Origin of the sequence: Castellaniella hirudinis (genome assembly GCF_042651965.1) — a bacterium.
In the GTDB taxonomy this organism is placed as follows: Bacteria; Pseudomonadota; Gammaproteobacteria; order Burkholderiales; family Burkholderiaceae_B; genus Castellaniella; species Castellaniella hirudinis.
Window position 1 is genome coordinate 362,591 of the sequence record NZ_JBHSDY010000003.1, and the last position, 26,479, is coordinate 389,069.

Here is a 26,479-nt window from a genome sequence, read left to right on the forward strand (position 1 = left end):
CGAGACTCCGTTACTGAAGCACATACCTTCCTACATCCCGCCCGGGGGGCTCCCGGGCTCCCGGAGCCCGTTTTTCCATGCGTTTCCCGCTGATTCCAGCATTCCTGTTCAGTCTGTTGATCGCCACCTGCCTGGCCGCCGGGACCTGGATGACGGAAGGCTCGCTGCTCAAGGCCTATCGCGGCATCCTCGAATCCCGCTTCGCCATTGCGCTGGATCGTGCCGCCGAAGGCGCTACGCACGCCGCCTCTCTGGGCGTGGGGCTGGACAGCCAGGAAGACACCCTGGGCGCGGCTCTGCGGCGAGAGCGCACCCTGGACCCGGCCATCCTCGGCATGGCTGTTCAGGATGCACGGGGCCGGCGGCTCTATGGCGAAGGCGTCATGTCCGGTTCCTCGCCGGCCGACACCTTGCGGCAAACGCTGATCGACGACCTGGGGCTGCCGTTCGGGCAGATTCTGCTGCGTTACGATCCGCACGCCCTGGCCGCGCCTTCGGCGGAAATCCGCCGCGACATGCGCGGGCATGCCGTGCCTGTCGTGGCGGTCGCCGCCCTGCTGGGCCTGCTGGCGGCGCTGGCGCTGCGCGCCCGGCGCGCCGATGCCGGCCGCGTGGCGGCCCGGCTGCGCCTGCCTGTGGCGCTGGCGCTCATCCTGGGGGGCGGCCTGTTTCTGATCGACCACCAGGCCTTGCGCATCATCGACCGCACGCTGAATCCTCTGATCGAGACCAAGGTCGAATCTATCGGCAATGGCGCCCGTACGCTGATCGACAAGGCCCTGGATCTGGGGATCCCGCTCGATCAGATGCAGGGCGTGCCGGAATATTTCGAGTCCCTGCAGCGGCACTATCCGGAACTGGAGCGGATCACGCTGGATGCGGCGCCGGCCGCTGCCGGTGGCGACGCCGCGCCGGACAGCCTGGTTCTGCCGGTCCCGGCCCAGGGGCCTGTCGTGGCGAACCTGGTGGTCACGCCCGACACGCGCCAGGCGGCCGCCCAGATCCATGGCCTTTTGCTGGATACGGCCTTCCTGGGGCTGGTGGCGCTGCTGATCGGCTTCGAACTGCTGTCGATGCTGACGCAGACCGGCGCCTTCCGGCGCGCTCTCGACGCGGCTGATCCGCGCGTCGGCCCGTCCCCGCCAGCCGAACAGGTCCGGGGCGTCCTGTTCGTCTTCATGATGGCCGAAGAACTGAACCGGCCGTTCCTGCCCAGCCTGACCGAACGGCTGCTGCCGGCTGGCGCCCACGCGCCGCTGCTCGTCAGCCTGCCGATCGTCATCTTCATGGCCATCGTGGCCCTGGGGCAGATCCCCATGGCTCTGTGGTCCGAGTCTCTGGGCCGGCGCCGCGGCCTGGCGCTGGGCGCCGGCATCGCGGGTATCGGCTACGGCCTGTGCGCCTTCGCCGACGCCTATTCGAGCCTGCTCCTGGCCCGCGCGCTGAGCGCCGTCGGCTTTACCCTGGTCTTCACCTCGGCGCAGGGGCACATCGTCGATCAGCACGATCCCAAGGCCCGCTCGGCGGGGCTCTCGGTCTTCATCCGCGCCATCCTGACCGCCGCCCTGTGCGCGCCCCCCATCGGCGGCTTTCTGGCGGAACACTTCGGTGGCGGCATGGCCTTTCTGGGCGCCGCCGGTTTGTGCCTGGCGTCCCTGTGCCTGGCGCGGGTCATGATGCCCGCGACGCCGCCGCACGGCCGGCCGCGCGCCGCGCGGGGCACCGTCGGCGTGATCGGCGAGACCTGGCGCATGCCCGGCCTGCGCGCACTGCTGCTGGGCTGCGCCGTGCCGGCCAAGCTCATCCTCACGGCCCTGTGCTTCTTCCTGGTCCCCCTCATCCTGGCCGGCGAGGGCCATACGCTGTCGAGCATCGGTCGCGTCCAGATGATCTATCCGCTGATGATGGTGCTGTTCGTCCCGATCTTCTCCCGCTGGGACGAAACGCCCGGCCGCGACCCCCGGGCCCGCAAGATCGTCCTGGGCGGGATCATCGCCGGCCTGGGCGTGGCGCCGATCGTGCTCTGGCCGGGTCTGGGCGCCATCATGGCCTTCCTTGTCTTCCTCGGGCTGGGCCAGGCCCTGTCGATCACCCCCCAGTCCTCGCTGATGGCCACCTACGCCCACCACGGCCAGGGCCGGCATGCCGCCCAGGTTCTCGGGCTGTTCCGCCTGGTCGAACGCGGAGGGTCGGCCGCCGGCCCCGCCCTGGCCGGTGCCCTGCTGGGCCTGCTCGGTCCAGTGCCCACCCTGGCCTTGTTCGGTCTGTTGACCTCCGGCGGCGCCCTGCTCTACGGTTATGGGCAGTGGCGCCCCGCTTCCGATGCCTCAGGCAGCCTCTCATGAACGCTTACGTGCCCTCCCTTCCTCTCCGGCGCCGCCTGCTGCGCGCCGCCCTGGCCATCGGCCTGCTGGGCGGTGCCGCCCCCCTCGTCGCGCGCGCGGCGGACCGGCGCCGCATTCTGATGATCACCTATCGCGGGCGCACGGAAGTCGAGGACGGTTTCCTGGAATACCTGCGCGCGCAGGGCCGGGACCTGGACATCGTCCACCGCGACGTCGGCCAGGACATCCGCCGGCTGCCCGCCATCCTGGACGAGATCCCCGGCCTGGCGCCCGACCTGATCTACACCTGGGGCACGCCGGTGACCCTGGGGGTGGCCGGTTCCTGGCGGCATCCCGATCCCTCCGGCAAGGTGGGCCGCATCCCCGTCGTCTTCGCCCTGGTGAGCGCGCCGGTGGCCGCCGGGATCGTGCCTTCGCTCACGCAGCAGGGCCGCGACGTTACCGGGGCCGTGCACGTGGTGCCCACCGAAACCCAGGTCAAGGCCATGGCGGCCTACCGGGAATTCGGCAAGGTTGGTCTGCTGTATTCGACCACCGAGCCCAATTCCCGGGCGATCGCCGCCGAAATGGAGGCCTTGTGCCGTGTGACGCACCGCACGGCCATTCACCGGCATTTCCAGCTGGACGCAGCCGGGCGCCCCACCGCCGAAGGCCTGGAACGGCTGATCGCCGAACTGCGGGAAGAGGGCGCCGACTGGTTCTACCTGGTGCCCGACACCTTCCTGGGCACGGTCTACGACCGCGTGATCCCGGCCAGCATCGAACAGAAGCTGCCCACCTTCGGCGCCACGGAACTCGCCGTCCGGCAATATTCGGCCCTGACCGGCCTCGTCAGCCGCTACCGTTCCGTCGGGCGCCTGGCCGCCGTGCAGGCCGACGCCATCCTGTACCAGGGCACCCCCGCCAGCCAGATTCCCATCGAAACCCTGAAGCGTTTCGCCCTGCTGATCAATCTGCACACGGCCAAGGCGCTGGGGGGCTTCTATCCGCCCATCGAAATGCTGAACTACGCCGACGTGATCACCCGGGCTCCGCAGCCGACGAGGCATCTCGGATGAGCGCCGACGCGTTTTCCCGGTTGCGCTGGCATCGCCTTGGCCCGGCGGATCTCGACCGGATTTTCGCGCTGCACCTGCGCGCGATCCAGGGCCTGGGCCCGGACCAGGTCCGGCCCGAATCCCCCGGGTTCTTCGAGGCTCTGCTAGGCGGGGCGGGGCGGATCATCGGCGCCTGCGATCCGGACGAGGTCCTGGTGGCCTACGGCGTGCTGCAGGACGGCCCCGATCCCGGGACCCGGCCGGACCTCTGGCTGGGCTGGCACTTTGACGCACGCATCCAGAAGCTGGCCGGGTCCTCGGTCGCCCTGGAATACCGGGGGCATCGCCTGCAGCGCGAACTGATCCGCCGCCGCGTCGCCCTGGCCGATCCCGGCGCCTATCTTTACGCTACGGCTGCGCCGTCGAATCCGGCCAGCTGGCGCAGCCTGCTGGGAGAAGGCTTCGAGATCCGGCGGCTGCGCCGGGTCTACCAGGATTCGCTGCGCTATCTGCTGGCCCGCCGCGCCGGCCCGTTCGCTGCGCCGGCCTCGCCGGCGGACGGGGACGAGGTCCGGCCTCTCGACGGTCTTTCCCTGGACGAGCAGGACAGGCTGCTGTCGCAAGGCTGGCGCGGGCGTCTGACGCCGTCCGGCTGCGTCCTCGTGCTGCCGGAGGTCGTCGAGTGACCGCCGTCGTCAACGCCGATACGCCTCGGGTGGACATCGACCTGGGCCGCCTGGCCGTCAACTGGCGGATCGTGCGCGGCCGCTACACCGGCGCGGAACTGGGCGCGGTGGTCAAGTGCGACGCCTACGGCCTGGGGCTCGATCCCGTCGTCACGACGCTGTCGGCCCAGGGGTGCGGCCAATACTGGACCCTGGATTTCGATGAGGCCCGCCGCGTGCGCGTGCTGGCGCCGGCGGCCGAAATTTTCGTCCTGGGCGGGTTGCGTGGCGCCTCGCCGCAGGCCTTCCGGGACAGCCGCCTGATTCCCGTCCTGAATGCGCCGGACGAAATCGACCGGGCCCGCGACAGCGGCGCACTGACGGTGGCCATCGCTCTGGACACCGGCCTGGGGCGGCTGGGCCTGCGGCCCGAAGCCGTGCGCGATCTGGCTGCGCGGAGGCTGGACGGGCTGCGCGTCCGGGCCTGGATCACCCAGCCCGCCAGCTTCAGCGCGCCCGAAGGTCCAGGCAGTCAGGACCTGTACGACCGCTTCCTGGCGCTGGTCGCGCCGCTGCCTCGCGCGGCCTGCAGCCTGGCGATTTCGGCGAGCGTGTTCGCGCGGCCCGAGCATCACCTGGACATGGCCCGCGTGGGCAGCGCCCTGTACGGTGTGGACACCACCCCCGAGCGCGCTCTGCCGCTGCGGCCCGTGGCCCGCCTGGACGCTCCCGTCCTGCAGGTCGCGGACCTGCCGGCCGGCGCAGGCATCGGCTATGACGGGCAGTTTCGCTGCCCGAAACCCATGCGTGTCGCCACCCTGGGCATCGGCTACGCTCATGGCCTGCCCTACGCCTTGATGAACCGGGGGGCGGTGCGTTTCGGCGCGTACGCCGCGCCCATCGTGGGCGGCATTTCTATGGGCCTGACCAGCGTGGACGTGACCGGGCTCCCGGCCGATCTGGCCGTGCCCGGCGCGCGCGCCGAGATCTTCGGCGATCACCAACGGGTCGAGGATCTGGCGGCCCAGGCGGGTCTGCCCGCCAATGTGCTGCTGGGGCTTGCCGCTGCCGTGTGTCGCAAGCGCTATCATGCCCATCGTCCTGACCAGCCTCTCTCTCCCAGCCTGTCGGAAAGTCTGCCATGAGAACGCCCCTGCCCCTGATCCTGGCCCTGGCCTGCTGCGTCCTGGCCGCCGTGCTTGGCGCTACGCTGCTGACTGTGCGCATCGAGCAGCGGGCCATCGACCAGACCCGGCAGGCCCACGAGGAATACATCCTCGGCAATCTGCGCAATACGATCGAGGCCACCCTGACGCTGGGCCTGACCCTGGAACAAAGCTCCAGCCTGCAGCGGCTGATCGAGCGTGAAAAATCCGGCATGCCCGACATCCGGGACATCAGCATTCATGGCCCGTCGGGCCGGGTGCTCTACAGCACCGACCTGGGGTTGCTGGGTGCCGCCATGCCGACCGCCTGGGCGCGGCCGGGGGGCGGGGGCATCTGGTGCGCCGACGACCAGAACGGCCGTAGCTGCGGCATCGGCCTGCGCGACGAGCTGGGGCGGGATGCCGGTGGCCTGGTCCTGATGGCGCCGCATGCGGCGCAAGCCTACAGCCTGCAAGCCTGGCTCGCGCGCGGTCTGCCCACCTTGGCCCTGGCGGTGCTGGCCGTGCTGGCCTCCACGGCGGGCGCCTGCCTGCTGGCGCGCCGCCGCCTGCGGCCCTTTCTGCAGGCTGCCCGGATCCTGCGGGATCCGGCGGTTGCCGGCGACGTCCGGGATTCCCTGGTGGCGGCCGCCCGGCAGGCCGGCGAACGCCACCAGGCCAGCCAGAGGGCGCTGGACGGCCAACTGCTCCAACTGAAGGAACTGGATCATGCCGACGACTGACCGTTCCGTCCGCGCCTGGCTGCGCGACGCCGCCGGCGGGTTCCTGATCGTCCTGGTCGCGGCCGGCCTGGCCAGCGGGGTCCTGCTCTGGCGTCTCCAGGATACCGTCGCAGTCGCCACGCAAGGGCAGTCCCGCGATCTCGCCGCCTCGGTCGGCCGGTCCCTGGGCCGGCAGTTCATTCGCGCCGGTCAGTTGGGCATTCCGCTCGACGAGATTCCGGCCATCGATCGCAGTCTGGACGGCACGCTGACGCATGTGCGGCAGTTGACGGCAATCACGCTGACCAATGCGGATGGCAAGATCCTGGGCGACGCGCGGCGATCCCGGGCCGGCGCGCCGACGGCCGTGAGCACGGCACTGATGATCGGCGAACGGCGCATCGGCACGCTCGAGGTCGCGGCGGCGCCGCCCGACCTGCGCGGTTCGCATGCGGCCCTGCTCACCGGCATGCTGCTGCTGATTCTGCCCCTGGCCTTGCTGGGCGGGTTGTGCACCGGCCTGTACGGCGCGCATCTGCGGCGTCATCGTGGCCGGTTGCAGGCCATGCTGCTGACTGCGCCCGATGATCTCGTGCCGCCCGTGCCGGGTCCGCAGCCCGAATCCCGGGACATCCTAGGACAGGCCTGGCACGGCTTGCAGACGATGGCGGCCCGGACCGCGCAGCGGCGGGCCGACCTGGCCCACCAGGCGGAATCGCTGCTGGCGGTCGATTTCGACGGCAGCATCCAGCCCCGGCTTGCGGCCCTGGGTATCCCGCTGTCCGAGCCGGCTCCCCGGTTCCGGATCGTCCCGCCGGACCGGGCCCGGCGGCTTTCGCTGCGGCTGCGCCTGACCCTGGCCATCGCTCTGGGCTTTGCCCTGCTGATCGGTTCGTTGTCGGGCCTCCAGGCCCTGCGCGAGCACCTGCTGCGCCAGCAGGCCGCCAATCTCGGCCAGGAGGACCAGGACGCCCTCTGGAAGCAATTCCTGTCGTCTCAGACCCTGACGATCGCCGGCGAGCTGCAGGACGCGTCCGCCCGGTTCGAGGTCTCGGGCGCGGACGCCGAAATCCCGCGTGCCTGGACTACACCGCTGGACCGCCTGGTCCTGATCGATCCCAATCGCCAGGCCTATCCCCTGAAGGGCGACGCCACCAACACCGCGCTGCTTGATGCCGGCACGCTGGACGAAGTCCTGGCGGGTCGGACGGCGCAGGGGCTGCGCAACCTGGACGACGATCAGACCCTGCTGGTCGCGGCGCGGCCCGTGCGGCTGCAGGGCGGTACCTGGGCGCTGGTCGGCGCGCGCGCGCTGGATACGGCCCTGCAGCAGGTCGATCCGGACGGGCTCGACGCGCAATACAGCGTCCATTTCCTGAATCCCAAGGGCCGTCTGGTGGCCAGCACCGGGCGCGCGCTGTGGGCGCGCCTCGGCTTGACCCCGCCCGTCCAGCACACACAATACCGGACGCTCGAGGACGGCGACCGGATCCTGCTGCTCACGGCCACGCCCGTGGCCAGCGTCTCGGGCAGCGCTGGCGGCCTGCTCCTGATCCTCAAGGACGTCACCGCCCTGATGAAGCCCAGTTTGACCCTGGGCTGGCTGACGCTGCTGCTGGCCGCCGTCCTGGCCATTCTGGGGCTGGCGCTGATCCACCGCATCATCTGGCGCAGCTTCCGCCCGCTGCAGGATTCCCTGCAGACGCTGGACGAACTCAGCGGTCCGCAGGCCGACGCGGGCGGGCGGTCCGGCGGCCGGCGGGACGAGATCGAGCAGTTGGGGCGCAGCATCGCCGCCTTTCGCCACAAGACCCTGCAACTGGCGCGCGACCAGGCTCAGCAGGCGCGCATCCGTCGCCGCCAGGAAGCCGTCATGGCCGGCGAACTGCGGGCCCTGGCCGATTCCATGGACGCCGCCAGCCGCCAGGAGGTCCAGGCGCTGATCGATCGCCAGGGCGAGACCGGAGACGGCGATGGCCTGCGGCGTCTCGCGGAAGTCATGAGCGATCTGCGCCATCGGTTGGTCGAACAGCACCAGCGGCTGTCCGACATGGTGATCGAACTGCGCGACGCTCTGGTCACCAAGACCAAGCTGGCCGGGCTGCAGCAGGAACTCCAGATCGCCAGCGCCGTGCAGCTCAGCATCCTGCCGCGCGCCATGCCCGACGATCCGCGCATGGAACTGGGCTGCCGGATATTGCCGGCCCGCGACGTGGGCGGGGATTTCTACGATTTCTTCATGCTCGATGAGCACCACCTGGGCTTCGTCATCGCCGACGTTTCGGGCAAGGGGATCCCCGCCGCCCTGTTCATGGCGATCTCACGCACGCTGTTGAAATCGACGGCGCGCTTCGTCCGCAAGCCGGCCGCCTGCGTCGAGCGCCTGAATGCGCTGCTGGCGGCCGAGAACGAACAGATGCTGTTCGTGACGCTGTTCTACGCCACGCTGGATCTGCGCACCGGCAAGCTGGATTACGTCAATGCCGGCCACCATGCGCCCTGGCTGATCGACGCCCAGGGGACGTTGTCCGCCGTGCCGCTGACCCACGGCATCGCCGTGGGCGTCGAAGAGGAAATCGCCTACGAGCAGAAGACTCTGCATCTGCGCCCCGGCGACATGCTGTACCTGTACACGGACGGCATCACCGAGGCCTTCAATCCGGAAGGCGAGGTTTTCGGCGAGGCGCGTCTGGCCGGCCTGCTGCGCGCGCAGCCCGCGGATGCGGCGCTGGACGTCCTGACCGATGCGGTCATTGCCGATGTGCGTGCGTTCGAGAACGGCACCGATCCGACTGACGACGTCACCAGCCTGTGCCTGCGTTATCACGGCTGAGCCGTGACGCGGGCCGGCCGGATCCGGCGGTGCCCGAGACCGGTCGTCAGGCGATCTTCATGACCAGAGTCAGGCAGTTCCAGCCGTCCTGGCGCCGATAGGCGAGCGTATCCAGGTAGTGTCGCATCAGCCGTACGCCGTGGCCGCCGACCTCGGCCTCGTCCAGGCAGGCAACCAGGGGGGGCGGATCGCCTGCCGTGGGATCGTAAAGACGGCCGTTGTCGCGCAGTTCCAGTTCGATGCGCTGGCCGTCTGCCCGGCAGGACACGATGATGGCAGGATTGTCCGGTGCGCTGGTCTGATCGAAAGCATAGGACACCACATTCGTCAGCGCCTCGTCCAGCGACAGGGTCAGGCCGAAGGTCGCGCGGGGCGTCCAGCCCTGGCGCTCGGCCAGCGTCTCGAGCCATTGCAGGGCGAGCGGCACTGCGCTCAGATCGACGGGTAGATCGAGAGTGTGGTGGCTGTCGGGCATGGGATCCCTGGGGGCGTGGGGATGAATTACCGGGTCGCGTCGCCTCGGATACGGGCAGCGAGATCGGCGGCCACTGCGGCCGAAGGCACCTCGAAGGCCAGGATGCCGCGGTCCAGCGGGCCGCCGATGCGGGGTGCAGCCACCAGTTCGCGACCGATGACCAGGGCCAGCAGGCTGCCGACGTTCTGGCGGCTGACGGCATTTAGTCTTTCGGCGCCCGCAGGGGTCAGGCGCAGACCGACAAAATGCCCCCCCTGCCGATCCGAGAGGGCTGCAGCGTCGGTCAGATCTTCGCGGGCGAGGACGGGGCGGGCATGGAGATAGAGTGCCCCGTCGGGGATCGGGACGGCGACCAGTTGGTCGCCAGGGGCTGACTGAGCGAGATAGATGGCGATCGGCTGCACGACACGGGGTGTCCCGGCGGCACTGTTGCCGGATGCCGTGACCGGCGTGTCTGTCGTTGTCTGTGGAGCGGCCGAAGGCAGGGTTTTGCACCCTGACAAAGCCAGCAGGGCCGCCAGCAGGGTGGGAATGAACGCGCGAGTTGTCAGATACATGATGGGTGGTTCTGGTGGTCGGGCAGAGTGAAAACCGACCGCCGTGCGCCAGTGTGTCGCCCTGCGGGAACTAATCGCCGGGGATCTGTCACTCAGCAGCCAATCGGCGTGCAGCGACGCCATCACCGGAGACTATACACATGGATGCAAGCCAAGCCAATGTCTACGTGGCTGATTTAGGGCAGGCGTTAGGCCTGGGCGGCCTGAGCCTGGACGAGGGCGGGACGTGCCTGCTGGCGCTGGGGGCGGACGATGATCTGATCGTGTCTTTGGGGCTGGACGTGGCCGGCGGCCTGCGCATCATGATCTGTCTGGACGATGTCGTGCCCGAAGGCGAGCAACTGGCCGAGATCCTGACGGCGAATTTGTCCGGGGCATTGACCGAGGGCGGTACGTTTGCGCTATTGCCCGAGACCGGGGCCTTGGTGCTGCATCGCCGCTGCGGCGTGGATGAACTGCAGGCCGGCGGCCTGACTGCCGTGGTGGCAGGCCTGGCGGGTGTCGCACGGCACTGGCGCAGCCGGCTGGGGTCTGAACCCTTTTCGTCGGTGACGCATTCTTTTCTGGGAGATCGGGTATGAACGGCATTACATTGCGTCAATTTGAATCACTGGCGGGTCAAAATCAGTCCGGGGTCATCACGCTCGACAAGAGTAATCAAGACCTGTTGATCAATAACAAAGGCACGTTGGGCCGAGCCATTGTCAGCGCGTTCAAGGATATCGGGCAGGCGCTGGGCTGGGGTGATTCGACGCGCGCCCAACGCCAGTCAGAAGCCCTGGAGGTCTTTCAGAAACTGCTTGAAAGCCGGTATGGCAAGGCCGCCACGGCGCAGGCCATGCAGCAGGCGGGTTTGCAAGGCGCCAGTCAGTTGAATGCCCGGGACGTGGATCGCGTGATTCAGTTGGCCGCCCGGGGTCGCCACGAAAATCTGCTGGATCAGGCCGCGCGTCTGAGCAAGTACGAACCGCCGATTGCGGGGTCGGACCCTTCAGAGGCGTTCCAGCGCATTCTGTCGAGCTTCAAGCCCCCCGTGGTCTTGTCCAGCCTGAGCGATCAGGTCTGCCGGGAATACACGCAGCGCCTGTCCGAAGGGTGCAAGGGGATCAGCAACCTGGGGGTCAAGCCGCTGAGCGAAGAGAAAATGTTCGCTCTGGGACGTGAAACGCTCAAACATGTACTCGGGATGGAGGCACGGGGCCAACTGGACGATGCCCGTGCGGTGCGAGACAGCCTGCGCCAGGGCTGGAAAGACCTGCTCCTGGCCATCGGCCAGGGCGCGACCCCGCAAGACATCATGAATTGCCTGGACGTCATCCAGCAGCGCACCAGCCTGCTGCTCAGGTACGAGACCGGGCCGGACGAGGATATCGGCTCGGACTTTTTCCAGGAATGTGCGGGGACCGCGCTGTTGGGCGCACTGAACGAAATGCGCGGCGAACAGGCCCCGCTCGTGCGCAGCTTGCTGGACCGCGCGCTGGACGACCAGGGGGCGTTGAAATCGATCTATCTGGCTGTCCAGGATGGTCTGTCCGCATTCGATGAGCATGGCTCGTTGACCAACCTCCAGTTCGCCGGCCGTCTGCAGCGCGACATCGGCACGCTGGTCAGCGTGCTCACCAGCGCGATGGGCTCGCGTGGTGGCAGTGATGACGACAATATCGACCGCCTGGGCGCCGAGACGCTGAAAGGCTCGTTGCGTCAGGAGGGTGTCCAGATGTTCGAGCAGGCGCGGCAGCGGCAATTCGACCCGCAGCGCGATCTGATCCAGGGTTACCTGTCTCGGTATGATGATCCCGACACGGATGAAGACCTGCCGCTCTGGTACAAGACCGAGGCGCTGGTGCAGCTCGAGCAGGATGTGCTGGCACAGGCCGAGTCCCTGCAGCGCTCGCCTCGCGAAATCCTGTCCGACCTGCGGGTCGCGCTGGATACGTTCGAGGACATGCTGCCCGAATTCAAGGCCCGCATCGTGGCGGCTTTTGACGCCATCGAGGCCGGACTGACGATGCACGAGCGCCTGGATGATCATCCCGTGTTCGGTGTGTTGGCGCCGCAAGACCATTGGCGTCTGTTTACCCCCGGCAACCTGCAGGATCTGCCCGGTGCGGGCAAATGGACTCTGGAACAGTATGGTCAGGGCTCGTTGGCCGCCATGCAGCGCGCCTTTCTCGGGATGATCGACGACCTGCGGGATGGGGCCCCCCTGGACGACCGCTGGTTGGACCGGATCCAGCAGACAGGCTCGAAGAACACCTTTCGCAACGAAGACTTGAGCAACACCTACAAGACGTCTTTCAAAGCGATGGACGAGGACGGCAGCGAGGCGATCAGCCTGCTCGAGGAATCGCGTGTGCCCTCGGGCTATCGCAATGGGGACACCAACCTGAATCTGCGGCAGGACACCCAACTGACGCCCGCCGGCCGTGACGAGCTGCGGGCATTGCTGCAGAGCGATCCGTGGTTCAAGAGTATCAACGAGACCGACACTGGATTCGATATCTCTTTTACATCCAGGACGGACCAGGAATGCCGGGATCGGGCGCGCGACATCCTGGCGCGCCACGAACAGGACATGACTCGGGCGCTGACCGACGAGGACCGGATCGCCGTCATCGCGCGGACCACGCAGGCCCTGTACCGTTCGCACCTGTTCATGGACGGCAACACCCGGACCACTGTGTTCGTCGCCATGAACGGGCTCCTGCTCAAGGCCGGCCTGAGCCCCTGCATCCTGCCCGAACCCAAGGCGGCGGCGGGCTTTTCGTCCGACGAGTTTGCCCAGGAAATCATCAGGGGACAGCAGGTGTTTCAGGCTCTGTCGGACAACCAGGACAGCCTTTGACCGACCACAGGGGAACCCGGGCGGCGTCCGGGTTACTCAATCGTCAGGATGTCATGAGTTTTTGACAAAATTACGGAGAACGTGATGGCAATCGGCCTCGACAGTTTCAGACAGGTAGGCGGCGGGGTCTTCGAGCGGGAAATCCGCCAGAACCCCCAGGGTCAGGAAGGCGTCCGCCAGAGTGGCCTGTCGCGTCTGGCGGGTCGTATCCAGAACTGGTTCCGCTCTCCCGAGGACATGCAGGCGCGCCACCAGGAGCGTTCCCAGGTCAAGGAATCCTTTGTCAATCTGCTCATCAAGACCGAAGGCCAGGCCGGCGCCCAGCGCGCGCTGCGGTCCTGCGGCCTGCCGGACAACTGGGTCAGCAACGATCGCCCGCTGACCAATCATCAGGTCGAAAAGATCCTGAACAAGGCCCAGGAATACCGGCTGCAGGTGGTGCGGCACAACGAAACCCTGCTGAACGACACGCTGCAGGGCCTGGAAGGCCCCGAACTGCGCGATGTGCGGGCGGCCGTCACCCGCGCCGTGCGCAACGACTCCCGCTACGGCAATACCCCCCTGAGCCGGGTGGATGTCCAATCCTTGCGCACCCGGGCCGAGACCGAACTGCGCGATGTGCGGGCCCAGCAGTGCAAGGAACGTTTCCCGGCGCTGACGAAGCTGATCCAGATGGCGCCTCCGGGCAGCCCGCTGTCGCGGGTCGAGCTCAATCCCGCCCGCCTCACTCAGGACCTGCGCCAGATCTGCGGCAGTGTCGGGCGGTCGGACCCGCAACTGGTCGAGATGTTGAACCGGCTCGACCAGACCACCGAAGTGCTGGGCCGGCAGGCCTGGACGCAGGACAGCCTGCAGGGCTTGTCGGGGGACCTGGATCAGCAGCGCCAAAGCCTGACAGAGGGGCAGGCCCAGATGCTCGACCGGTTTCAGGACTTGAGGGAGGTGGAGGACGAAGTCCGGGTCGAGCTGCTGGATGTCGAGGATCAACTGAGTCAGAACCCGGATCCCGATACGCGCAAGCAATTACAGGGACAGAAGGATCAGTTGGAAGGCCAACTGCGCATGCTGAGCGACAAGCAGGATCTCTGCCTGGCGCTGCGCAAAGAAATGGATCGCCAGACCAGTCTGCTGGACGCCAAGAGTACGTATATCGATACCATGCGCCTGACCGATCCTCTGACCGACCGTTCCGTCAAACACAGCAATCTGGTCTGGGCCGAAGCAGGTCAGTATTTATTGAACCAGGTGGCCGAGGACGTGCGCACGGGCGAATTGGTGCTCACGGTTGAACAGCAAAATGTGCTGGAGCAGGTTTGGAATCAATGGGATCAGGTGTGTCTCGACTGCAGCCAGGCCTACCGGGACAGTGAAAACGTCGATACGCTGCAGACCATCGAGGCGCCTAGCGGTTCCAACAAGGACACGCATCCGATCGTTCAGGGTAAGCGCGACATGCTGCAGGATTTGCGGACACGCCTCGAGGGCGTCGGCATCCCCCGGGATGCGCTGGATGCGCTGTTCTCCAAGACCAGCCTGGCCCGCAGCGAACGTCTGGCCTTGTCGGGGCTGGACACCTGGCAACCGCTGCGGCGCGAGATGCCGGTGATGCGCGATGGCGTGATGCGCACCTATACCAGCGAGATCGTACCGGCCCAGTTCATCAATCACAGTCTGGGCGTTGACTTGGGTAACGGCCATACTGGCGGGGTGTCTGCCGGGGTCAAGGACAGCGACGACCATGCCCGCAATCTCAAGGTCAGCCGCTTGCTGGACCCCGATGGGCAGGTGATGACCACAGTGGTGGGTCATGGCGTGCTCGATATGTGGGGGATAGAGGACGAAAACCTCCGCCAGCAGTCCAACAAAGACGGTGCGCGCGAAGTGCTGGAGGTCGCCTTGACCAGCAATGACCGGATGCGCCGGGTGCTGACTGATCCGGATCGGCCGCAGGACGCGCCGCCGCCCAAGCTGGTCCATGTCAGCGTCAATTTGATTTCGCCCGATACGATGCGGGACTTCTTCGGTGTCAAGGACTACCAAGAACGCACCTACACGCGCAATCAGTTCCGGGCCTTCGAGGAAAACTCGGGGCCGAATCAAAGTCTGCGCGTGTTTGATCCGGACCATCCGGGCCAGCAGGGGCAGGTGCGGGACGTGGATGTGGACACCATCACCTTCTCGTTCGGTATCAACGGCATTGCCACCAGCGGCTTGCAGAATTTCATGGGCGTCTGGCACAACGTTCACGAGCACAATACCGCCAATATGATCAAGCTGGTGGGGGATCTCGGTGACGGGCAATTTGGCGCCCGGGGCGTGCGGCCGGGCGGCTTTGTGGGCGAGGTCTATGATCGTCTGGAAGCGGTAGTGAATGATCCTGGCACGCCGCCCGGACAATTCGCGAAGGCCCGGAGTCTGATGGCCCAGTTGCGCGGCCAGACTGATCTGGTGCGCGGCATGTTCACCGAAAAAACCTTCCGCGAAGGCAAGGGCGACACGGCCAAGATGGGCCGCGAGGTCCTGGTGCTGCAGGGCTTGGCCGAACAGGGCCTGGACCTGGTGGGCGCCACCGACCTGGCCGGCACGATGTCCAAGGGCTGCAAGAGCGACAAGGACCGGGGCGGCGTCACCGATGTCGAACTCAAGTCCAAGCTGATCCTGCGCGATCTGGGCGGTGAAATGAATCCGGACGAGCAACTGCAGGGCGACGACCAGGGTGTTTACTATACGGTCAGCTCCAGCTCCGGCCAGCTCGAAAACCAGCGTTGGAACACAGGCCTGTCCGGCAGCAAAGAGGCAGGCCACCTGAAAGACCGGCTGCCCGACCCCGAGGTCCGGCAGTTCCTGTGCGGACTCGGTCAGTTCGCCAAAGCCTGACCTGATCCCGCGACCCGATATTTCTTGAATCACAGGAGCACCGCATGTCTCTTTCTTCATACCAGGCCTTGATGGCCGAACTGGGCCAGACCTTGGGCATGGCCGACATGGCTGCGGGCGAGGACGGCTACGTGGGCCTCATGATCGATGCGCACGAGATCCACATCCAGTACGAGGCGGAAGACGATCTGGTCATCCTGTTCGCCCGTCTGCCCGAGGTCGACCCCGACCGCCGGGACGCCATTTATGCGATGCTGCTGGCGGCCAATGTGTTCTGGCAGGGCACGCAGGGGGCGACTTTCAGCGCTGATTTCGACACGGGACGCGTTTTCCTGGCGGATCGCCGCGTGCTGCCGGGCTTGGACGTGGCGGTGTTGTCGGCCTGGATCGAGCAGTTCACCAATGTGGCGGCGCATTGGCGCTCGCGCATCGAGGATGCCAACGACGGCGGCCCTTTGCGCACCGCCGGGGCACAGGCGGCGCCTCGGGCGCCGGCCGGCCTGCCCGGGTTCCCGCCCGGCGGCACTCTGGCCTGAACACGGCGCCGCTTGCCTCAAAACCAGGGAATGCCTGCGCATCCCCTGGTTTTTGCTATCTGTTCAAGGACGCCAGCCTGGCGTATTTTTGACACTCCTAGAACATTCAAGCCCGCTTGCTCGGGCATGCTTCCATGTCAGTTGACTCACCCTATGTCCGTTTGATCGCTGAATTGGGTTCGACGCTGGGCATCGCCGGCCTGGCGCCTTCGGCCGAGGGGATCTGCCAACTGGTGTTCGATGGCCGCCAGGTGGTCCAGGTGGTGCATGTGGGCGCGCATGGGCTGGTGCTGGTTTCGTGCCAGATGGCCGATCACGGCATCGACGCCCGCCAGGCCGACCGCATGGTCCGGGCCAATTTCATGCAGGCGGGCCACGGCGCGGTGCTGTGCCTCGCCCCGGACGGCCGGCCGCACATGCAGGTGGCCCTGAAGCTGGCCGAATGCACTGCTGCCACGCTTTGTCCCGTGCTGGAATCTCTGCTGGACCAGGCCGATGCCTGGGCGCAGGCATCGGTGGCCGCCACGGATGTGCCCGGCCCGCGCGACCCGGCCTTCTTTCTGCAATCCGTCTGAGCGCATCCCGGCCGGCCGAGGCCGCGGAAGCGCCGAGGCTGGCCAGGACGCCGCAGGCGTCGCGGATTCAGGACGATTTCTGGATAATGCCTTTGAGCGAATCCGCAATCTGCTTGGTGAGCGTGCTTTGCAGCTCGATCATCATCGTCCATTGCTGGGTCTGCTGCTGCAGCATCAGCAGATCGGCCTGTGAAATATTGCCGTCAGCATCCGCCTGCAGGCCGGAAATCGTGTCACGCAGCTTGCTTTCTTGGGTGCGGATGCCGCTGTAGATCGTGTTATTGACGGCGTTGAAGTTCAGGCCGGCTGAGCCGGAAAGACCGTTGAGTGCCATGATGGGTTCCTGGCTAGGGGTAAAAGGGGGTTAAAGCGGATGCGTGGGCCCGGACGAAGCCGGTGCCGCCGTATCATTGACCGGCCACGAGGCCAGAACTGTCTGCGCGGCGGCGGCGGCTTCGGCGACGCTGTGCCATGCCGGGAAATCCTGGCGCGGCAGGCCGTCGGCCATGCGGGCGCGCAGAGAGGTCTCCAGGCGGGCGGCGCGTGCGACCAAGGCATCGCGCAGGGCGCTGCCGCCGGGGGCGGCCAGCCGGGTTTCGAGGTCGGTCAGGGCAGTGGTCATGATGGGGTCCGTGTTCAGCGCAGCACGATGGCGGGGCGAGGGCCATCGAAGGTCAGGCGTTTTTCTTCGATGCCGGTCAGGCGGTAATTGCGGTAGGTGCCGCCTACGAGCAATTTACTCCCGTCTTCCAGCACGATAAAGGGTGTTTTCCCGCTGACGACGCTCAAGATGGCGAAGGGCACGGTATCGGCGGCGGGCCGGTCCGCGCCGGGCAGCGCGACGACATCGAAGAAGCGGCGGTTGAAATCGGCCACGATGGTTTCAAATCGGGCCAGTTGGGCGTCGTCCAGTCTGGAGGTGTCGGTTTGCAGATGATGGCGGTCCCAGGTCAGGGAAATGCCGCTCAGGCCCGCTGCCGCGAGTTCGCGGGTCAGGGCGTCGGCCACGGCCGGCGCCAGTTGGATGGTGTTGCCCATGACGGTCATGCCCGGCAGCTGCTCGCGCACGGCCTCGATCGCCGCCGTCCGGCCCGTGTCGTCGGCCGCGATGCCCAGGATGCTCAGGCGGCCATCGCCGTCGTAGCGGGGCTCGTACTTCACCGAATAGCCGTCCAGGGCGGTCCGGGCGGTCCGGACCGCGTCGGCCTCGACGCTGACCTGCATGGCCGGCATGGGCCAGATCTGCGCCAGCGCGGCGGCCAGCGCGTCGCGTTCGGCCGCGTCGCGCACCCAGCCGGAGACCTGCGCCGTCGCGCCGCCGTCCGCCAGGGCCGCCCGCAGGCGCGAGGCGAGGCCCAGGCGTTCCAGCGCGGCCTGGATGTGCGGCAGCGATTGTTCAGCGGCCATGCGTGGATCGGCGCGGGCAGGTGTCGGAGGCGTGGATGGCAGCAGCCAGGCCAGCAGCAGCGCGATGGTGATGGCCAGGCCGGCAGCGGCCAGCCCCAGGGTCATGATCCAGGATCGGCCGCGTGAGGGCTGGATAGCCGTGTCGACGGCGTGGTTCGGGCGGGGATCGGCGCGGATCACGGGCGCGGCCTGCGGCGCGTCCTGGGGATCGGGCGCGGTGTCCGGTTTGGCATCGGCCGTCACGGCCGTTTCGCCGATCGGGTCGTCATCCGGGATCGTGGCGTGCGCGGTGCCGTCGCCGCCGTTTGCGGCGGTATCCGGCGGCGGCGCCCAGGGGTCTTCGGGACGGGCCACGGTGAGCCAGACGGGCCCGAGGGGCAGCGGCTGATTGTAGGCCGTGTCGGTTGATGTGTCCGGGCCGTGCTCGCCGTCGCCGGACGTCAGATTCCAGCCCTCGGCACCCAGGACCAGCCGGGCGGCTCGCGCCGGCAGGCCGGCATCGGCCAGGACAATGTCGCAGTCCGGGTCGGCGCCCACAAGATCGCCGTGGATGGCCGGGCAGCGCGCCTCGCGGTGCAGGCCCGACAGCACGCGCAGTTCGAGTGCTGCGTTCATGCAGGTCTCCGATCAGGGCGACACGGCGAGGCGGTCGCGGACCGGCAGGCGGCGGATACCGTCATAGCTCCACCCGGGCCAAGGGCTGTACGTTGATTTCCTGGGTCAGTTCCTGGTAGGACAGCACGGGCAGTTCGTACAGATCCTGTTCGATCATTTTGCGCAGGTAGCGGCGGATATCCATCGAGGTCAGCAGCACCGGTTTGCGGCTATTGGCTGAGATTTCGCCCACGGTTTTGCGAATGTTTTCCACCAGTTTTTTAGTGGCGTTGGGATCCAGCGCCAGGTAGCTGCCGGCCGAGGTCTGGCGGATCGCGCCGCGCACGGTTTCTTCGACGTTGGGCGCCAGCAGGTAGGCGGGCAGGATGTTCTGGCCGCTGGAATATTTGTAGCTGATATGCCGTTTGAGCGAGACACGCACATATTCGGTCAGCAGCACGGAATCTTTTTCCTTCTGGCCCCATTCGATCAGGGCTTCCAGGACAGCGCGCAGGTTGCGCACGGAAATGTCCTCGGACACCAGCCGCTGCATGATCTCGGCGATCTTCTGCACGGGCATGACGCGCAGGGCTTCCTTGACCAGGTCGGGGAAGCGGTCCTCCATGGCGGTCAGCAGGAAGCGTGTTTCCTGGATGCCGATGAAATCCGAGGAGTATTTTTTCAGCACGAAGGCCAGATGCCAGGTGAGAATCTGGTGGGCGTCCAGGCAGGGGATGCCGGCGGCGGCCAGCATGGGGACGTGCGAGGCGTCGGTCCACAGCGACGGGATTCCGGGCAGGAAGGGCTTGTCGGTGGTGTAGGGCACCTGCAGCGCCTGCAGGTTTTGTTCGGTGTCGCGCACCAGTACGTGGCCCGGCCGCAGTTGGCCCTGGGACACCGGGACCTCAGAGAGCAGGATGAGATAGGTGTTTTCCGGCAGCGCGTCGTTAAAGCGCAGTTGAATCCCCGGAAAAGGCACCCCTAGGTCGAAATACAGTGCGCGGCGGATTTTGATCAGTTCTTCGTTGAGTTCATCTGCGTCGAAATGCCGCTGCAGACCGGCAGCCACGTCCATCATCAGGGGCAGGGTGGGGGCGAATTCGGCGCCACCCTCGGTCCGGGGCTTGGGGGCCGGCTGGCCATCGGCCGCCAGTGCAGGGATCTCGGTGATTTCGCCCGTCTTTTCGTCCACGACCTTGCGGGTGCCGCGTAGCAGCACAAAGCCGATCGTGCCCACAACAGCGGCCAGCGCAAGAAAGGTGAGGGTGGGCATGCCGGGGATCAGGCCCATGCCCAGCGCCACCGCCGCAGCGATCAGCAGGGCGCGCGGCTGGGCCAGCACTTGGGCGCCGATGTCCTTGCCGACGTTGGAGGGGCCGCCCTCGCCGGTCTGCACGCGCGTCACGATCATGCCTGCGCAGATGGCGATGAACAGCGCCGGGATCTGGGCGATCAGGCCGTCGCCGATGGTCAGGATGGAATAGACCTGCACGGCTTCGCCGGCCGTCAGGCCGCGCTGCATCGTGCCGATCAGAATGCCGCCCAGCAGATTGACGGCGACGATAATCAAGCCGGCGATGGCATCGCCCTTGACGAACTTCATGGCGCCATCCATGGCGCCGTAGAGCTGGCTTTCTTTTTCGACCGTGCTGCGGCGTTTGCGCGCCTCGTCCATGTCGATGGTGCCGGCGCGCAGGTCGGCGTCGATGGACATCTGCTTGCCCGGCATGGCGTCCAGCGAGAAGCGGGCGGCCACTTCGGCCACGCGTTCGGCGCCCTTGGTGATGACCACGAACTGCACGATGGTCAGGATCAGAAAGACTACCAGGCCGACGATCAGGTTGCCGCCGACCACGAAATTGCCGAAGGTCTCGATGATGTGACCGGCGTCGCCTTGCAGCAGGATCAGCCGCGTGGTGGCGATGGAGATGCCCAGACGAAACAGGGTGGTGACCAGCAGCACCGAGGGAAAGGACGAGAAGGCCAGCGGCGAGGGCAGGTACATGGCCACCATCAGCAAGATGGCCGATATCGTCATGTTGGTGCCGATCAGCACGTCTACCAGCGAGGTCGGCAGCGGCAGAATCATCATGAAGATGATCGAGACGATCAGCACCGCCAGGACGATGTCGTTGCGGCTGGTGAGGAGCGCGACGGCGCGGTTCAGGGTCTGTTGCATGGCGGTTCAGCGAGAATCGGCGGGGGCGGTCTGCCGGGCGCGCAGATCCATATAAGCCCGCATGGCGGCTTCGGCTTCGGCCTCGCGTTCCAGGGCGACCAGGGTCTGGGCGCGGACCAGGTGGAAGGCGCTGCTCAGGCCGCCCTGGAGCGCTATGCGGTCCAGAGTGCTCAGGGCGGTTTCGGGCTTGCCGGAGCGCAATTGCGCCAGGGCCAGCGAGGTGCGTTGGCGTGCGTCCGCCAGACCCAGCTCATCCAGCGCGGCCAGCAGGACCGCCGCTTTTTCCGGGCGATCATTTTCCAGATAGATGTAGGCCAGCAGATCCAGCAGCGCAGGCCCGCGCTCGCCCAGCGGGCCGGTCGCCTCGGGCGCGGCTGCGTCAGTCTGATCAGACGGTGCGCTGCTCATGGTGTTATCCCTGGTATAAGGCGCTACGGTACATGGCAACCAGATCGCGCAGATTGGTTTCTTCTTTGAGCAGGCGCACGGCGCGGTTCAGGATGCGGCTGTCACCGCCGCTTTCAGCCATGCTGGCGAGCGCTTTCAGGGCCTCGCGCAGGGCTTCGGCGAATTCCGAGGGCATGAGCAGATCACGGTTGCCGATGTCGGGGCGCAACGCGTCTTCCAGGAAATGGCCGATGTTGGGCTTTTCGAGTAGCTGTGTCAGCTGGGCGCGCACCGGATCGTCGGACGGCATCAGGTTGCGCCGGTCGGGCAAGCCTTGAGCGGCCTGCTCGTTCTTGCGGGCGTAGGTGATGGTGTCGATGCCGTGATCGAAACTCATGAGCCGGTTGGGGCTGATGTCAGGCATGGCGCGCTCCGGTTCAGGTGTCGGCGCTCAGGGCGTCGAGCCATTGGGCCAGGTATTCAAGCGCCTGGCGCAGGCGCAGCTCGGTGAATTCCTGTTCGTTCATGCGGACCAGTGCCAGCAGATGCGGGACGCCCAGGTATTCACGCAGCGCAGGCTGCACCGGCCAGTCGCCCAGGTGGCTGTGGTGGGCGCGCTTGCAGGCGCGCCGCAGCCAGTCTCCGCTGTCATAGTGAACCGGCAGAGCAGTGTAGACCAGAATTTCCTGATCGGCCTGTTCCAGGCCCAGCAAGCGGCCTGGCCCGGTGCGGAAGACGGCCTGGCCGCGAGCATCGAAGCGCAGGTTGGGGATGCCTGCGGCTTCGCCGAATTGCTGCAGAATGGCTGCGGGACCGCTCATCAGAGATCTTCCTCGTCGATGGCCATGTCCAGGGCGTCCTGGATGGCGTTCAGGGTGGCTTGCCGGGCGTCGGGGTCCGGGAATACCTGGATGGGGAGATCGCGCATCAGCGCTTTGATGCCGGCCAGGAATGCCACTCGCCCCTCGGGCGAGGTGACGCCATGCTGCTGCGCCAGAGCCGTAAAGCGTGATTCATTGAGCCATTTGTCCCCGGTGAGCCCCACCAGGTCGCGCATCAGGCGTTCGTTGTCGGGCGCGCCCAGACCTTTGGCTTGCAGCTTGCCGGACAGTTCGGTGCAGCCATCGAGCACGGTCACGGCGACTTGCAGGTGATACAGATCGCCCGTGAGCGCCTGCAGCCGTTGGGGCGAGGTCGAAGGGCGCGCCGAAGACAGGTCCTGGCCCAGGGCCAGCACCAACTGTTGCAGGCCGCGCCCTACGTCCTTGCTGCCGAACCGGTCCAGGGCCAGATCCAGGGTCTTGCCCAGACTGTTTTCCCCCAGAACAATGTCGCGGTAGGTATCCTGAAAGGATTGGACGCCCTGGGCATCGGCAGCGAATGCACCGGCGCTGTCCAGCGTGTTGAGCCCGGCCCGGATCCGGGGACCGCTTTCGATCTCCAGATCAGCCAATGCGTCGCGCAGAGATTCCAGCAGTTCGGGGGCGGCGCCTTCCTGTTCGCCCTTGCGCAGGGCGTATTGCAGGGCCAGGTATTGCTGCGATACGTCGCCGAAAGCCTGGGCTGTCTGCTGCCGGGGCGACCCCCGGCCCGACAGCAGTTTGGCGGTCAGTGCCTCGAGCTTGGCCTGAGCGTTCGGGTCCTGGGTCTGCTGCAGCATCTCGAGGACTTCTTCGAGGCGCATGAGTTCCATGGGACGTTCGGGCTTGACCTTGCGTTCGGCGTGGTGCTTGTCTTCGGTTTTTTCAGCCATGTGCAGGCTGATTTCCTCGGCCGCGTCGCCCAGCGAGGACACTTCTCCTTCGAGCAGCACGGCATGCTCGCCCAGCAGCGTGCCGGTCCGGGGCTGCCCGGTGTTGAACCCGGCCTGTTGGCCGAGCGAGCCGAAGCCGGGGGCGGGTCCGCCGGTGTCGATGCGGTTCATAGTGAGACGAGACTCCGAGGGGATGCTGTGCCCGGATAGTAACCGCCGGGGGTGAAAAGGTTCCCTGGAAAGTATGGGACACCCTCTGGTGGCGTATCGCGCTAGGGTTTTCCCTGGTTGTCGCCAGGGTCATGGAACCGGCGAGGGGGTGAGTGACACTACATCCGGGAAGGCGGCCTCGTGAGGCGCCGCGCCTCCCGGGGTCCGAGCCGGGGAATGTCCATCGGGAATCCATCATGAACATGACAGTCAACAACAACGGCGGCATCAATTTCCAGGCCGCGCTCGCAAGCGGCGACATCCAGACCATTATCCAGATGGTGCAAAGCGAACGCGTCCGGCTGCTGGATTCGCAGCTGGTGGATCAGGTCAAGACCGTGCAGGCGCGCAACGACCAGATCGCCAAGCTGAACAACGTGCTGTCCGAATTGAACGCTGCGGCGGCGCGTTTTGACGGCAAGTCCGATCCCACTTCCAAACTGAACAGTACCAAGGACTGGGGCAAGTCCGAGCAGCACGTCACCAACGGGACCACGGTGAACCAGGGCACCAACGTGCGCGACAAGGTCGGGATGGCGTTGGGCGAAGCAGGCCTGGACAGCAAAACCATCCTGAATGCGACGTTTCAGGCCAACAAGGGAGGGGGCACCGGTTCGATCGGTGATGTCACCAAGGGCGACATCGACGCCGCGATCACGAAGATCAAAGGCATGATCGACGCCGAGAGCAACAACCAGCAGATGGACATGCTGCGCCTGCAAAGCCTGAACAACAAAAAGAACGAGTCCATCGAAATCCTGACCAACACGCAGAAGAAGCATACCGACGCTGCATCCAACATCATCCGCAACCTCTGACGCGATCCAGACCCGCACGGTGCGGGCCGATGCCATCACTCATCTCGCCGCCCAGGCGGTCCGACTCAAGGAGCAGATCATGAATACTTCCGGCGTAGGCAGTTCCCTTCCCATCGACATCAGCCAGGCGATCGCCTCGGGCGACATCCAGACCCTGATCCAGATGATCCAGGGCGAACGGGTCAAGCTGCTGGACCAGCAGCTGGTGGATCAGGTCAAGGCCGTGCAGGCCCGCAACGACCAGATCGCCAAGCTCAACAACGTGTTGTCCGCGCTGACCAAATTCCAGGGCGCCATCGAGGGGACCGATGCCGGCAGCAAGGTCAAGGACTGGAACTGGGACAAGGTCGACAAATACGAAATCCCGCTGAACGACGCCATCAAGGAAGCCGGCGTCGGGGACCTCGGGTTTTCCGGCGCGGGCCGTGTGACCCCCGAAAAGGGCCAGAGTGTGGACGACGGGCACGGCCATGTGGTCAGCGGCCAGACCAATATCAGCAACGGCAACACGACCAAGGGGCAGATCGAGGCGGCCATCACCAAGATCAAGGGCCTGATCGACGCCGAGAGCAACAACCAGCAGATGGACATGTTGCGCCTGCAGAGCCTGAACAACAAAAAGAACGAGTCGATCGAAATTCTGACCAATACGCAGAAGAAACACACCGACGCCAATTCCAATATCATCCGCAATCTTTAAACGCGAGGTAACGAGGCCATGACCAAGAAGACCCCCGAAGACATCATGCGCGAAGCCGAGGCGCTGATCGAGCAGACCCGGCAAAGCCTGGCGGCGACCTCCGATGCCTATCGGGACCATGGCCTGGATCCGCAGAAGCTGTCCGACGGTCTGGACGAAAAACACCGGGCCGAGGCTGAAGCCCTGTTTCGCCAGGATATGGAAGCCATCGAGCGCGAGGTGGCCGAGGAATCCGCACGCCTCAGTTTCGCCAATGCCGCGCCCCGGACGGGCGGTTCACGCAAGATGCGCAACATGATCTGAGAACCGCCCCCGCTGCGGCGCGGCGGCAAGCACACACTGAAGGAATACTCATGAATGCACCGACGGAACCTGAAATCACCGACCAGGAAGCCGCTGCCATCTCCGAGAACCTGCTCGGCCTCTGGAAGGCGGGCGGCACGCTGGCCCAGGCGATGGGCCTGTCTTCCCGGGAATGCGAAGCCATGTACGCCCACGGCCACGCGCTCTATGCGCAGGGCAAGTACAACGAGGCCTTCAAGGTGTTCGCCCAGCTGGTCGCCTACGATCATATGGACTCGCGCTATCAACTGGCGCTGGCCTCCGCGATGCAGATGACCAGGCGCTACGAAGAAGCGCTGCAGCACTACATGATCGTCACGGTGATGCGGCTGGACGATCCGGTGCCGGTCTTCCATTGCGCAGAATGCCTGCTCGCGCTGGGCAGGCCCGCCGAGGCGGCCGAGTCGCTGGAACTGGCGATCAATACTTTGTGCAAGCCGGGCGAGCACGATGCCGTCAAGGCCAGGGCCGAGGCGCTGCTCCAGGCGATCCGCGCGCGGGCGCCAGTGGACAAATGACCGCCCGGCATGGAACGACTTTGCTTCTGATGTGCACATAGCTTGTATGGACGCCGATCACGGCGCAAGACGAAACACCGAGACAGCATTCTGGAGCCTATGATGACGATCTCCCTGCAATCCACCTTTCCGCCTGGCTATATTCCGCCCGGAGTCGATCCCAAGTCGCTCGACCCTGCCACCCAAAAAATGGTGGAAACCACGGGCATCACGCTGGAAGCCGCGCTCAAGCTGATCGGGGTAGAGGTCAACGAGTCCAACGCGGGCCGCCTTGAAGCGCTCATGCAGTCCCTGCTGCCCGAACCCTCCGGCGACAAAAGCACGGGAGATCCTTTCGGCAAGCTCACCCCCGAGAACGTGGCCATCGACATCTATTCGGTGATGGCGCTGTTCCAGAAGTGCGCCCAGGACATGCGCAGCCAGGCGCGCGAGGTCCGCAATTCCGAAATGCAGGCCCAGGTCTCCAATCTGAAGAACGCAGCCCAGGAAATCCGCAATGCCGCCGAAGACCGCCTGCAGGCGGCCATCATTCAGGGGGCGTTCCAGATCACCGGCGGCGCGGTGTCGATGGGCATGGGGCTGGCGGGCGGGATCATGGGGGCCAAGGGCATCAAGGCCGACCCGACGACCGTGACGGGCATGCAGTTCAGCAATACCGCCAGCATGCTGTCCAATTCGGCTCAGGGAGCCGGCAGCATATTCACCGGCATCGGCACCATGGCTTCGGCGGGCAAGGAAAAAGAAGCCGCCGAACACGATGCGAAGAAATCCGAGTTCGAGTCCGACGCCCGGGTGCACGAACAGGGCGTGCAGCAGGCCAACGACCTGATGCAGCAGATGATGGACGTGATCCGCGATGTGCGCGAAAAACTCGGCGCCATCGATCAGGCGCGCAACGAAACCATCCGTGGCATTGCGCGCAACGTCTGACCGGCGCGCCTTTGACAGACAGGAACGAG

26 protein-coding genes are annotated in these 26,479 nt (G+C 66.2%); 16 read left to right on the top strand and 10 right to left on the bottom strand.

The window, feature by feature from the left end:
* Positions 1-77 precede the first annotated feature (77 nt).
* From ACFO0J_RS06835 to ACFO0J_RS06860, 6 genes are read left to right on the top strand one after another with little or no spacing between them, the layout of a single operon-like run.
* Complete coding sequence (locus ACFO0J_RS06835) at positions 78-2,345, top strand: MFS transporter (RefSeq protein ID WP_376812301.1); 2,268 nt, start codon at positions 78-80, stop codon at positions 2,343-2,345.
* Positions 2,342-3,403 (top strand): ABC transporter substrate-binding protein, encoded by a 1,062-nt coding sequence (locus tag ACFO0J_RS06840; protein ID WP_376812302.1) that lies wholly within the window; start codon positions 2,342-2,344, stop codon positions 3,401-3,403. Before ACFO0J_RS06835 ends, ACFO0J_RS06840 begins: the two co-directional genes overlap by 4 nt.
* Positions 3,400-4,068, top strand: coding sequence for a hypothetical protein (locus tag ACFO0J_RS06845; RefSeq protein WP_376812303.1), 669 nt, complete (start codon positions 3,400-3,402; stop codon positions 4,066-4,068). The genes ACFO0J_RS06840 and ACFO0J_RS06845 overlap by 4 nt, the downstream gene beginning before the upstream one ends.
* Positions 4,065-5,192: an alanine racemase gene (locus tag ACFO0J_RS06850; protein WP_376812304.1), complete on the top strand. Its 1,128-nt coding sequence runs from the start codon at positions 4,065-4,067 to the stop codon at positions 5,190-5,192. Before ACFO0J_RS06845 ends, ACFO0J_RS06850 begins: the two co-directional genes overlap by 4 nt.
* A complete protein-coding gene (locus ACFO0J_RS06855) occupies positions 5,189-5,935 on the top strand; it encodes a hypothetical protein (RefSeq protein WP_376812305.1) in 747 nt (248 codons plus the stop codon). Before ACFO0J_RS06850 ends, ACFO0J_RS06855 begins: the two co-directional genes overlap by 4 nt.
* Complete coding sequence (locus ACFO0J_RS06860; RefSeq protein WP_376812306.1) at positions 5,922-8,747, top strand: SpoIIE family protein phosphatase; 2,826 nt, start codon at positions 5,922-5,924, stop codon at positions 8,745-8,747. The genes ACFO0J_RS06855 and ACFO0J_RS06860 overlap by 14 nt, the downstream gene beginning before the upstream one ends.
* A 46-nt stretch (positions 8,748-8,793) precedes the next feature.
* On the opposite strand, the gene ACFO0J_RS06865 is transcribed toward ACFO0J_RS06860, so the two are convergent.
* A complete protein-coding gene (locus tag ACFO0J_RS06865) occupies positions 8,794-9,222 on the bottom strand; it encodes an ATP-binding protein (protein WP_376812307.1) in 429 nt (142 codons plus the stop codon).
* Positions 9,223-9,248: 26 nt separating this feature from the next.
* Positions 9,249-9,779 carry a SecDF P1 head subdomain-containing protein gene (locus tag ACFO0J_RS06870; protein WP_376812308.1) on the bottom strand — a complete coding sequence of 177 codons (531 nt, stop codon included), beginning with the start codon at positions 9,777-9,779 and terminating at the stop codon, positions 9,249-9,251.
* A 140-nt stretch (positions 9,780-9,919) separates the two neighbouring features.
* Between ACFO0J_RS06870 and ACFO0J_RS06875 the strand changes: the two genes are divergently transcribed.
* The 5 genes from ACFO0J_RS06875 to ACFO0J_RS06895 all read left to right on the top strand — a co-directional run bounded on the left by ACFO0J_RS06875 (position 9,920) and on the right by ACFO0J_RS06895 (position 16,612).
* Positions 9,920-10,360: a type III secretion system chaperone gene (locus ACFO0J_RS06875; protein WP_376812309.1), complete on the top strand. Its 441-nt coding sequence runs from the start codon at positions 9,920-9,922 to the stop codon at positions 10,358-10,360.
* Complete coding sequence (locus ACFO0J_RS06880) at positions 10,357-12,624, top strand: hypothetical protein (protein WP_376812310.1); 2,268 nt, start codon at positions 10,357-10,359, stop codon at positions 12,622-12,624. Before ACFO0J_RS06875 ends, ACFO0J_RS06880 begins: the two co-directional genes overlap by 4 nt.
* Positions 12,625-12,708: 84 nt before the next feature.
* Positions 12,709-15,501, top strand: coding sequence for an inositol phosphate phosphatase SopB (locus tag ACFO0J_RS06885; protein ID WP_376812311.1), 2,793 nt, complete (start codon positions 12,709-12,711; stop codon positions 15,499-15,501).
* 44 nt (positions 15,502-15,545) lie between these two features.
* Positions 15,546-16,037 (top strand): type III secretion system chaperone, encoded by a 492-nt coding sequence (locus ACFO0J_RS06890; protein WP_376812312.1) that lies wholly within the window; start codon positions 15,546-15,548, stop codon positions 16,035-16,037.
* 134 nt (positions 16,038-16,171) lie between these two features.
* The gene (locus ACFO0J_RS06895) at positions 16,172-16,612 is read left to right on the top strand and encodes a type III secretion system chaperone (RefSeq protein ID WP_376812313.1); all 441 of its coding nucleotides are present in this window, start codon (positions 16,172-16,174) and stop codon (positions 16,610-16,612) included.
* Between the two features lie 67 nt (positions 16,613-16,679).
* Here ACFO0J_RS06895 and ACFO0J_RS06900 read toward each other — a convergent pair whose 3' ends face one another.
* The 8 genes from ACFO0J_RS06900 to sctW all read right to left on the bottom strand — a co-directional run bounded on the left by ACFO0J_RS06900 (position 16,680) and on the right by sctW (position 23,103).
* Entirely contained in the window at positions 16,680-16,946 is a 267-nt protein-coding gene (locus tag ACFO0J_RS06900) for an EscF/YscF/HrpA family type III secretion system needle major subunit (RefSeq protein ID WP_376812314.1), read from the bottom strand.
* Between the two features lie 30 nt (positions 16,947-16,976).
* Positions 16,977-17,234, bottom strand: coding sequence for a hypothetical protein (locus tag ACFO0J_RS06905; RefSeq protein ID WP_376812315.1), 258 nt, complete (start codon positions 17,232-17,234; stop codon positions 16,977-16,979).
* A 14-nt stretch (positions 17,235-17,248) separates the two neighbouring features.
* Positions 17,249-18,634, bottom strand: a complete 1,386-nt coding sequence (sctD, locus tag ACFO0J_RS06910; RefSeq protein ID WP_376812316.1) for a type III secretion system inner membrane ring subunit SctD — start codon at positions 18,632-18,634, stop codon at positions 17,249-17,251.
* A gap of 61 nt (positions 18,635-18,695) precedes the next feature.
* A complete protein-coding gene (gene sctV / locus ACFO0J_RS06915; protein ID WP_376812317.1) occupies positions 18,696-20,792 on the bottom strand; it encodes a type III secretion system export apparatus subunit SctV in 2,097 nt (698 codons plus the stop codon).
* 6 nt (positions 20,793-20,798) lie between these two features.
* Positions 20,799-21,200, bottom strand: a complete 402-nt coding sequence (gene sctY / locus ACFO0J_RS06920; protein WP_376812318.1) for a type III secretion apparatus assembly chaperone SctY — start codon at positions 21,198-21,200, stop codon at positions 20,799-20,801.
* Positions 21,201-21,204: 4 nt separating this feature from the next.
* Entirely contained in the window at positions 21,205-21,603 is a 399-nt protein-coding gene (gene sctX, locus ACFO0J_RS06925) for a type III secretion apparatus assembly protein SctX (RefSeq protein WP_376812319.1), read from the bottom strand.
* Between the two features lie 13 nt (positions 21,604-21,616).
* Positions 21,617-22,000: a type III secretion system chaperone family protein gene (locus tag ACFO0J_RS06930; protein ID WP_376812320.1), complete on the bottom strand. Its 384-nt coding sequence runs from the start codon at positions 21,998-22,000 to the stop codon at positions 21,617-21,619.
* On the bottom strand, positions 22,000-23,103 hold the full coding sequence (gene sctW, locus ACFO0J_RS06935; RefSeq protein ID WP_376812321.1) for a type III secretion system gatekeeper subunit SctW: 1,104 nt from the start codon (positions 23,101-23,103) through the stop codon (positions 22,000-22,002). Before sctW ends, ACFO0J_RS06930 begins: the two co-directional genes overlap by 1 nt.
* Positions 23,104-23,339: 236 nt before the next feature.
* Here sctW and ACFO0J_RS06940 point away from each other — a divergent pair, with 236 nt between their 5' ends.
* The 5 genes from ACFO0J_RS06940 to sctB all read left to right on the top strand — a co-directional run bounded on the left by ACFO0J_RS06940 (position 23,340) and on the right by sctB (position 26,450).
* Positions 23,340-23,960: a hypothetical protein gene (locus tag ACFO0J_RS06940; protein ID WP_376812322.1), complete on the top strand. Its 621-nt coding sequence runs from the start codon at positions 23,340-23,342 to the stop codon at positions 23,958-23,960.
* Between the two features lie 79 nt (positions 23,961-24,039).
* Positions 24,040-24,660 (top strand): hypothetical protein, encoded by a 621-nt coding sequence (locus tag ACFO0J_RS06945; protein WP_376812323.1) that lies wholly within the window; start codon positions 24,040-24,042, stop codon positions 24,658-24,660.
* A gap of 18 nt (positions 24,661-24,678) precedes the next feature.
* Complete coding sequence (gene btc22 / locus ACFO0J_RS06950; RefSeq protein WP_376812324.1) at positions 24,679-24,963, top strand: Btc22 family type III secretion system chaperone; 285 nt, start codon at positions 24,679-24,681, stop codon at positions 24,961-24,963.
* A 50-nt stretch (positions 24,964-25,013) separates the two neighbouring features.
* On the top strand, positions 25,014-25,520 hold the full coding sequence (locus tag ACFO0J_RS06955) for a SycD/LcrH family type III secretion system chaperone (RefSeq protein ID WP_376812325.1): 507 nt from the start codon (positions 25,014-25,016) through the stop codon (positions 25,518-25,520).
* A gap of 99 nt (positions 25,521-25,619) precedes the next feature.
* A complete protein-coding gene (gene sctB / locus ACFO0J_RS06960; protein WP_376812326.1) occupies positions 25,620-26,450 on the top strand; it encodes a type III secretion system translocon subunit SctB in 831 nt (276 codons plus the stop codon).
* Positions 26,451-26,479: the final 29 nt, after the last annotated feature.

Excerpts from the sequence above, each read along its gene's own strand:
- ACFO0J_RS06835 (WP_376812301.1), top strand. The coding sequence starts at position 78 with ATGCGTTTCCCGCTGATTCCAGCATTCCTGTTCAGTCTGTTGATCGCC.
- ACFO0J_RS06840 (WP_376812302.1), top strand. The coding sequence starts at position 2,342 with ATGAACGCTTACGTGCCCTCCCTTCCTCTCCGGCGCCGCCTGCTGCGC.
- ACFO0J_RS06845 (WP_376812303.1), top strand. The coding sequence starts at position 3,400 with ATGAGCGCCGACGCGTTTTCCCGGTTGCGCTGGCATCGCCTTGGCCCG.
- ACFO0J_RS06855 (WP_376812305.1), top strand. The coding sequence starts at position 5,189 with ATGAGAACGCCCCTGCCCCTGATCCTGGCCCTGGCCTGCTGCGTCCTG.
- ACFO0J_RS06860 (WP_376812306.1), top strand. The coding sequence starts at position 5,922 with ATGCCGACGACTGACCGTTCCGTCCGCGCCTGGCTGCGCGACGCCGCC.
- ACFO0J_RS06865 (WP_376812307.1), bottom strand. The coding sequence starts at position 9,222 with ATGCCCGACAGCCACCACACTCTCGATCTACCCGTCGATCTGAGCGCA.
- ACFO0J_RS06870 (WP_376812308.1), bottom strand. The coding sequence starts at position 9,779 with ATGTATCTGACAACTCGCGCGTTCATTCCCACCCTGCTGGCGGCCCTG.
- ACFO0J_RS06875 (WP_376812309.1), top strand. The coding sequence starts at position 9,920 with ATGGATGCAAGCCAAGCCAATGTCTACGTGGCTGATTTAGGGCAGGCG.
- ACFO0J_RS06880 (WP_376812310.1), top strand. The coding sequence starts at position 10,357 with ATGAACGGCATTACATTGCGTCAATTTGAATCACTGGCGGGTCAAAAT.
- ACFO0J_RS06885 (WP_376812311.1), top strand. The coding sequence starts at position 12,709 with ATGGCAATCGGCCTCGACAGTTTCAGACAGGTAGGCGGCGGGGTCTTC.
- ACFO0J_RS06890 (WP_376812312.1), top strand. The coding sequence starts at position 15,546 with ATGTCTCTTTCTTCATACCAGGCCTTGATGGCCGAACTGGGCCAGACC.
- ACFO0J_RS06895 (WP_376812313.1), top strand. The coding sequence starts at position 16,172 with ATGTCAGTTGACTCACCCTATGTCCGTTTGATCGCTGAATTGGGTTCG.
- ACFO0J_RS06900 (WP_376812314.1), bottom strand. The coding sequence starts at position 16,946 with ATGGCACTCAACGGTCTTTCCGGCTCAGCCGGCCTGAACTTCAACGCC.
- ACFO0J_RS06905 (WP_376812315.1), bottom strand. The coding sequence starts at position 17,234 with ATGACCACTGCCCTGACCGACCTCGAAACCCGGCTGGCCGCCCCCGGC.
- sctD (WP_376812316.1), bottom strand. The coding sequence starts at position 18,634 with ATGAACGCAGCACTCGAACTGCGCGTGCTGTCGGGCCTGCACCGCGAG.
- sctV (WP_376812317.1), bottom strand. The coding sequence starts at position 20,792 with ATGCAACAGACCCTGAACCGCGCCGTCGCGCTCCTCACCAGCCGCAAC.
- sctY (WP_376812318.1), bottom strand. The coding sequence starts at position 21,200 with ATGAGCAGCGCACCGTCTGATCAGACTGACGCAGCCGCGCCCGAGGCG.
- sctX (WP_376812319.1), bottom strand. The coding sequence starts at position 21,603 with ATGCCTGACATCAGCCCCAACCGGCTCATGAGTTTCGATCACGGCATC.
- ACFO0J_RS06930 (WP_376812320.1), bottom strand. The coding sequence starts at position 22,000 with ATGAGCGGTCCCGCAGCCATTCTGCAGCAATTCGGCGAAGCCGCAGGC.
- sctW (WP_376812321.1), bottom strand. The coding sequence starts at position 23,103 with ATGAACCGCATCGACACCGGCGGACCCGCCCCCGGCTTCGGCTCGCTC.
- ACFO0J_RS06940 (WP_376812322.1), top strand. The coding sequence starts at position 23,340 with ATGAACATGACAGTCAACAACAACGGCGGCATCAATTTCCAGGCCGCG.
- ACFO0J_RS06945 (WP_376812323.1), top strand. The coding sequence starts at position 24,040 with ATGAATACTTCCGGCGTAGGCAGTTCCCTTCCCATCGACATCAGCCAG.
- btc22 (WP_376812324.1), top strand. The coding sequence starts at position 24,679 with ATGACCAAGAAGACCCCCGAAGACATCATGCGCGAAGCCGAGGCGCTG.
- ACFO0J_RS06955 (WP_376812325.1), top strand. The coding sequence starts at position 25,014 with ATGAATGCACCGACGGAACCTGAAATCACCGACCAGGAAGCCGCTGCC.
- sctB (WP_376812326.1), top strand. The coding sequence starts at position 25,620 with ATGATGACGATCTCCCTGCAATCCACCTTTCCGCCTGGCTATATTCCG.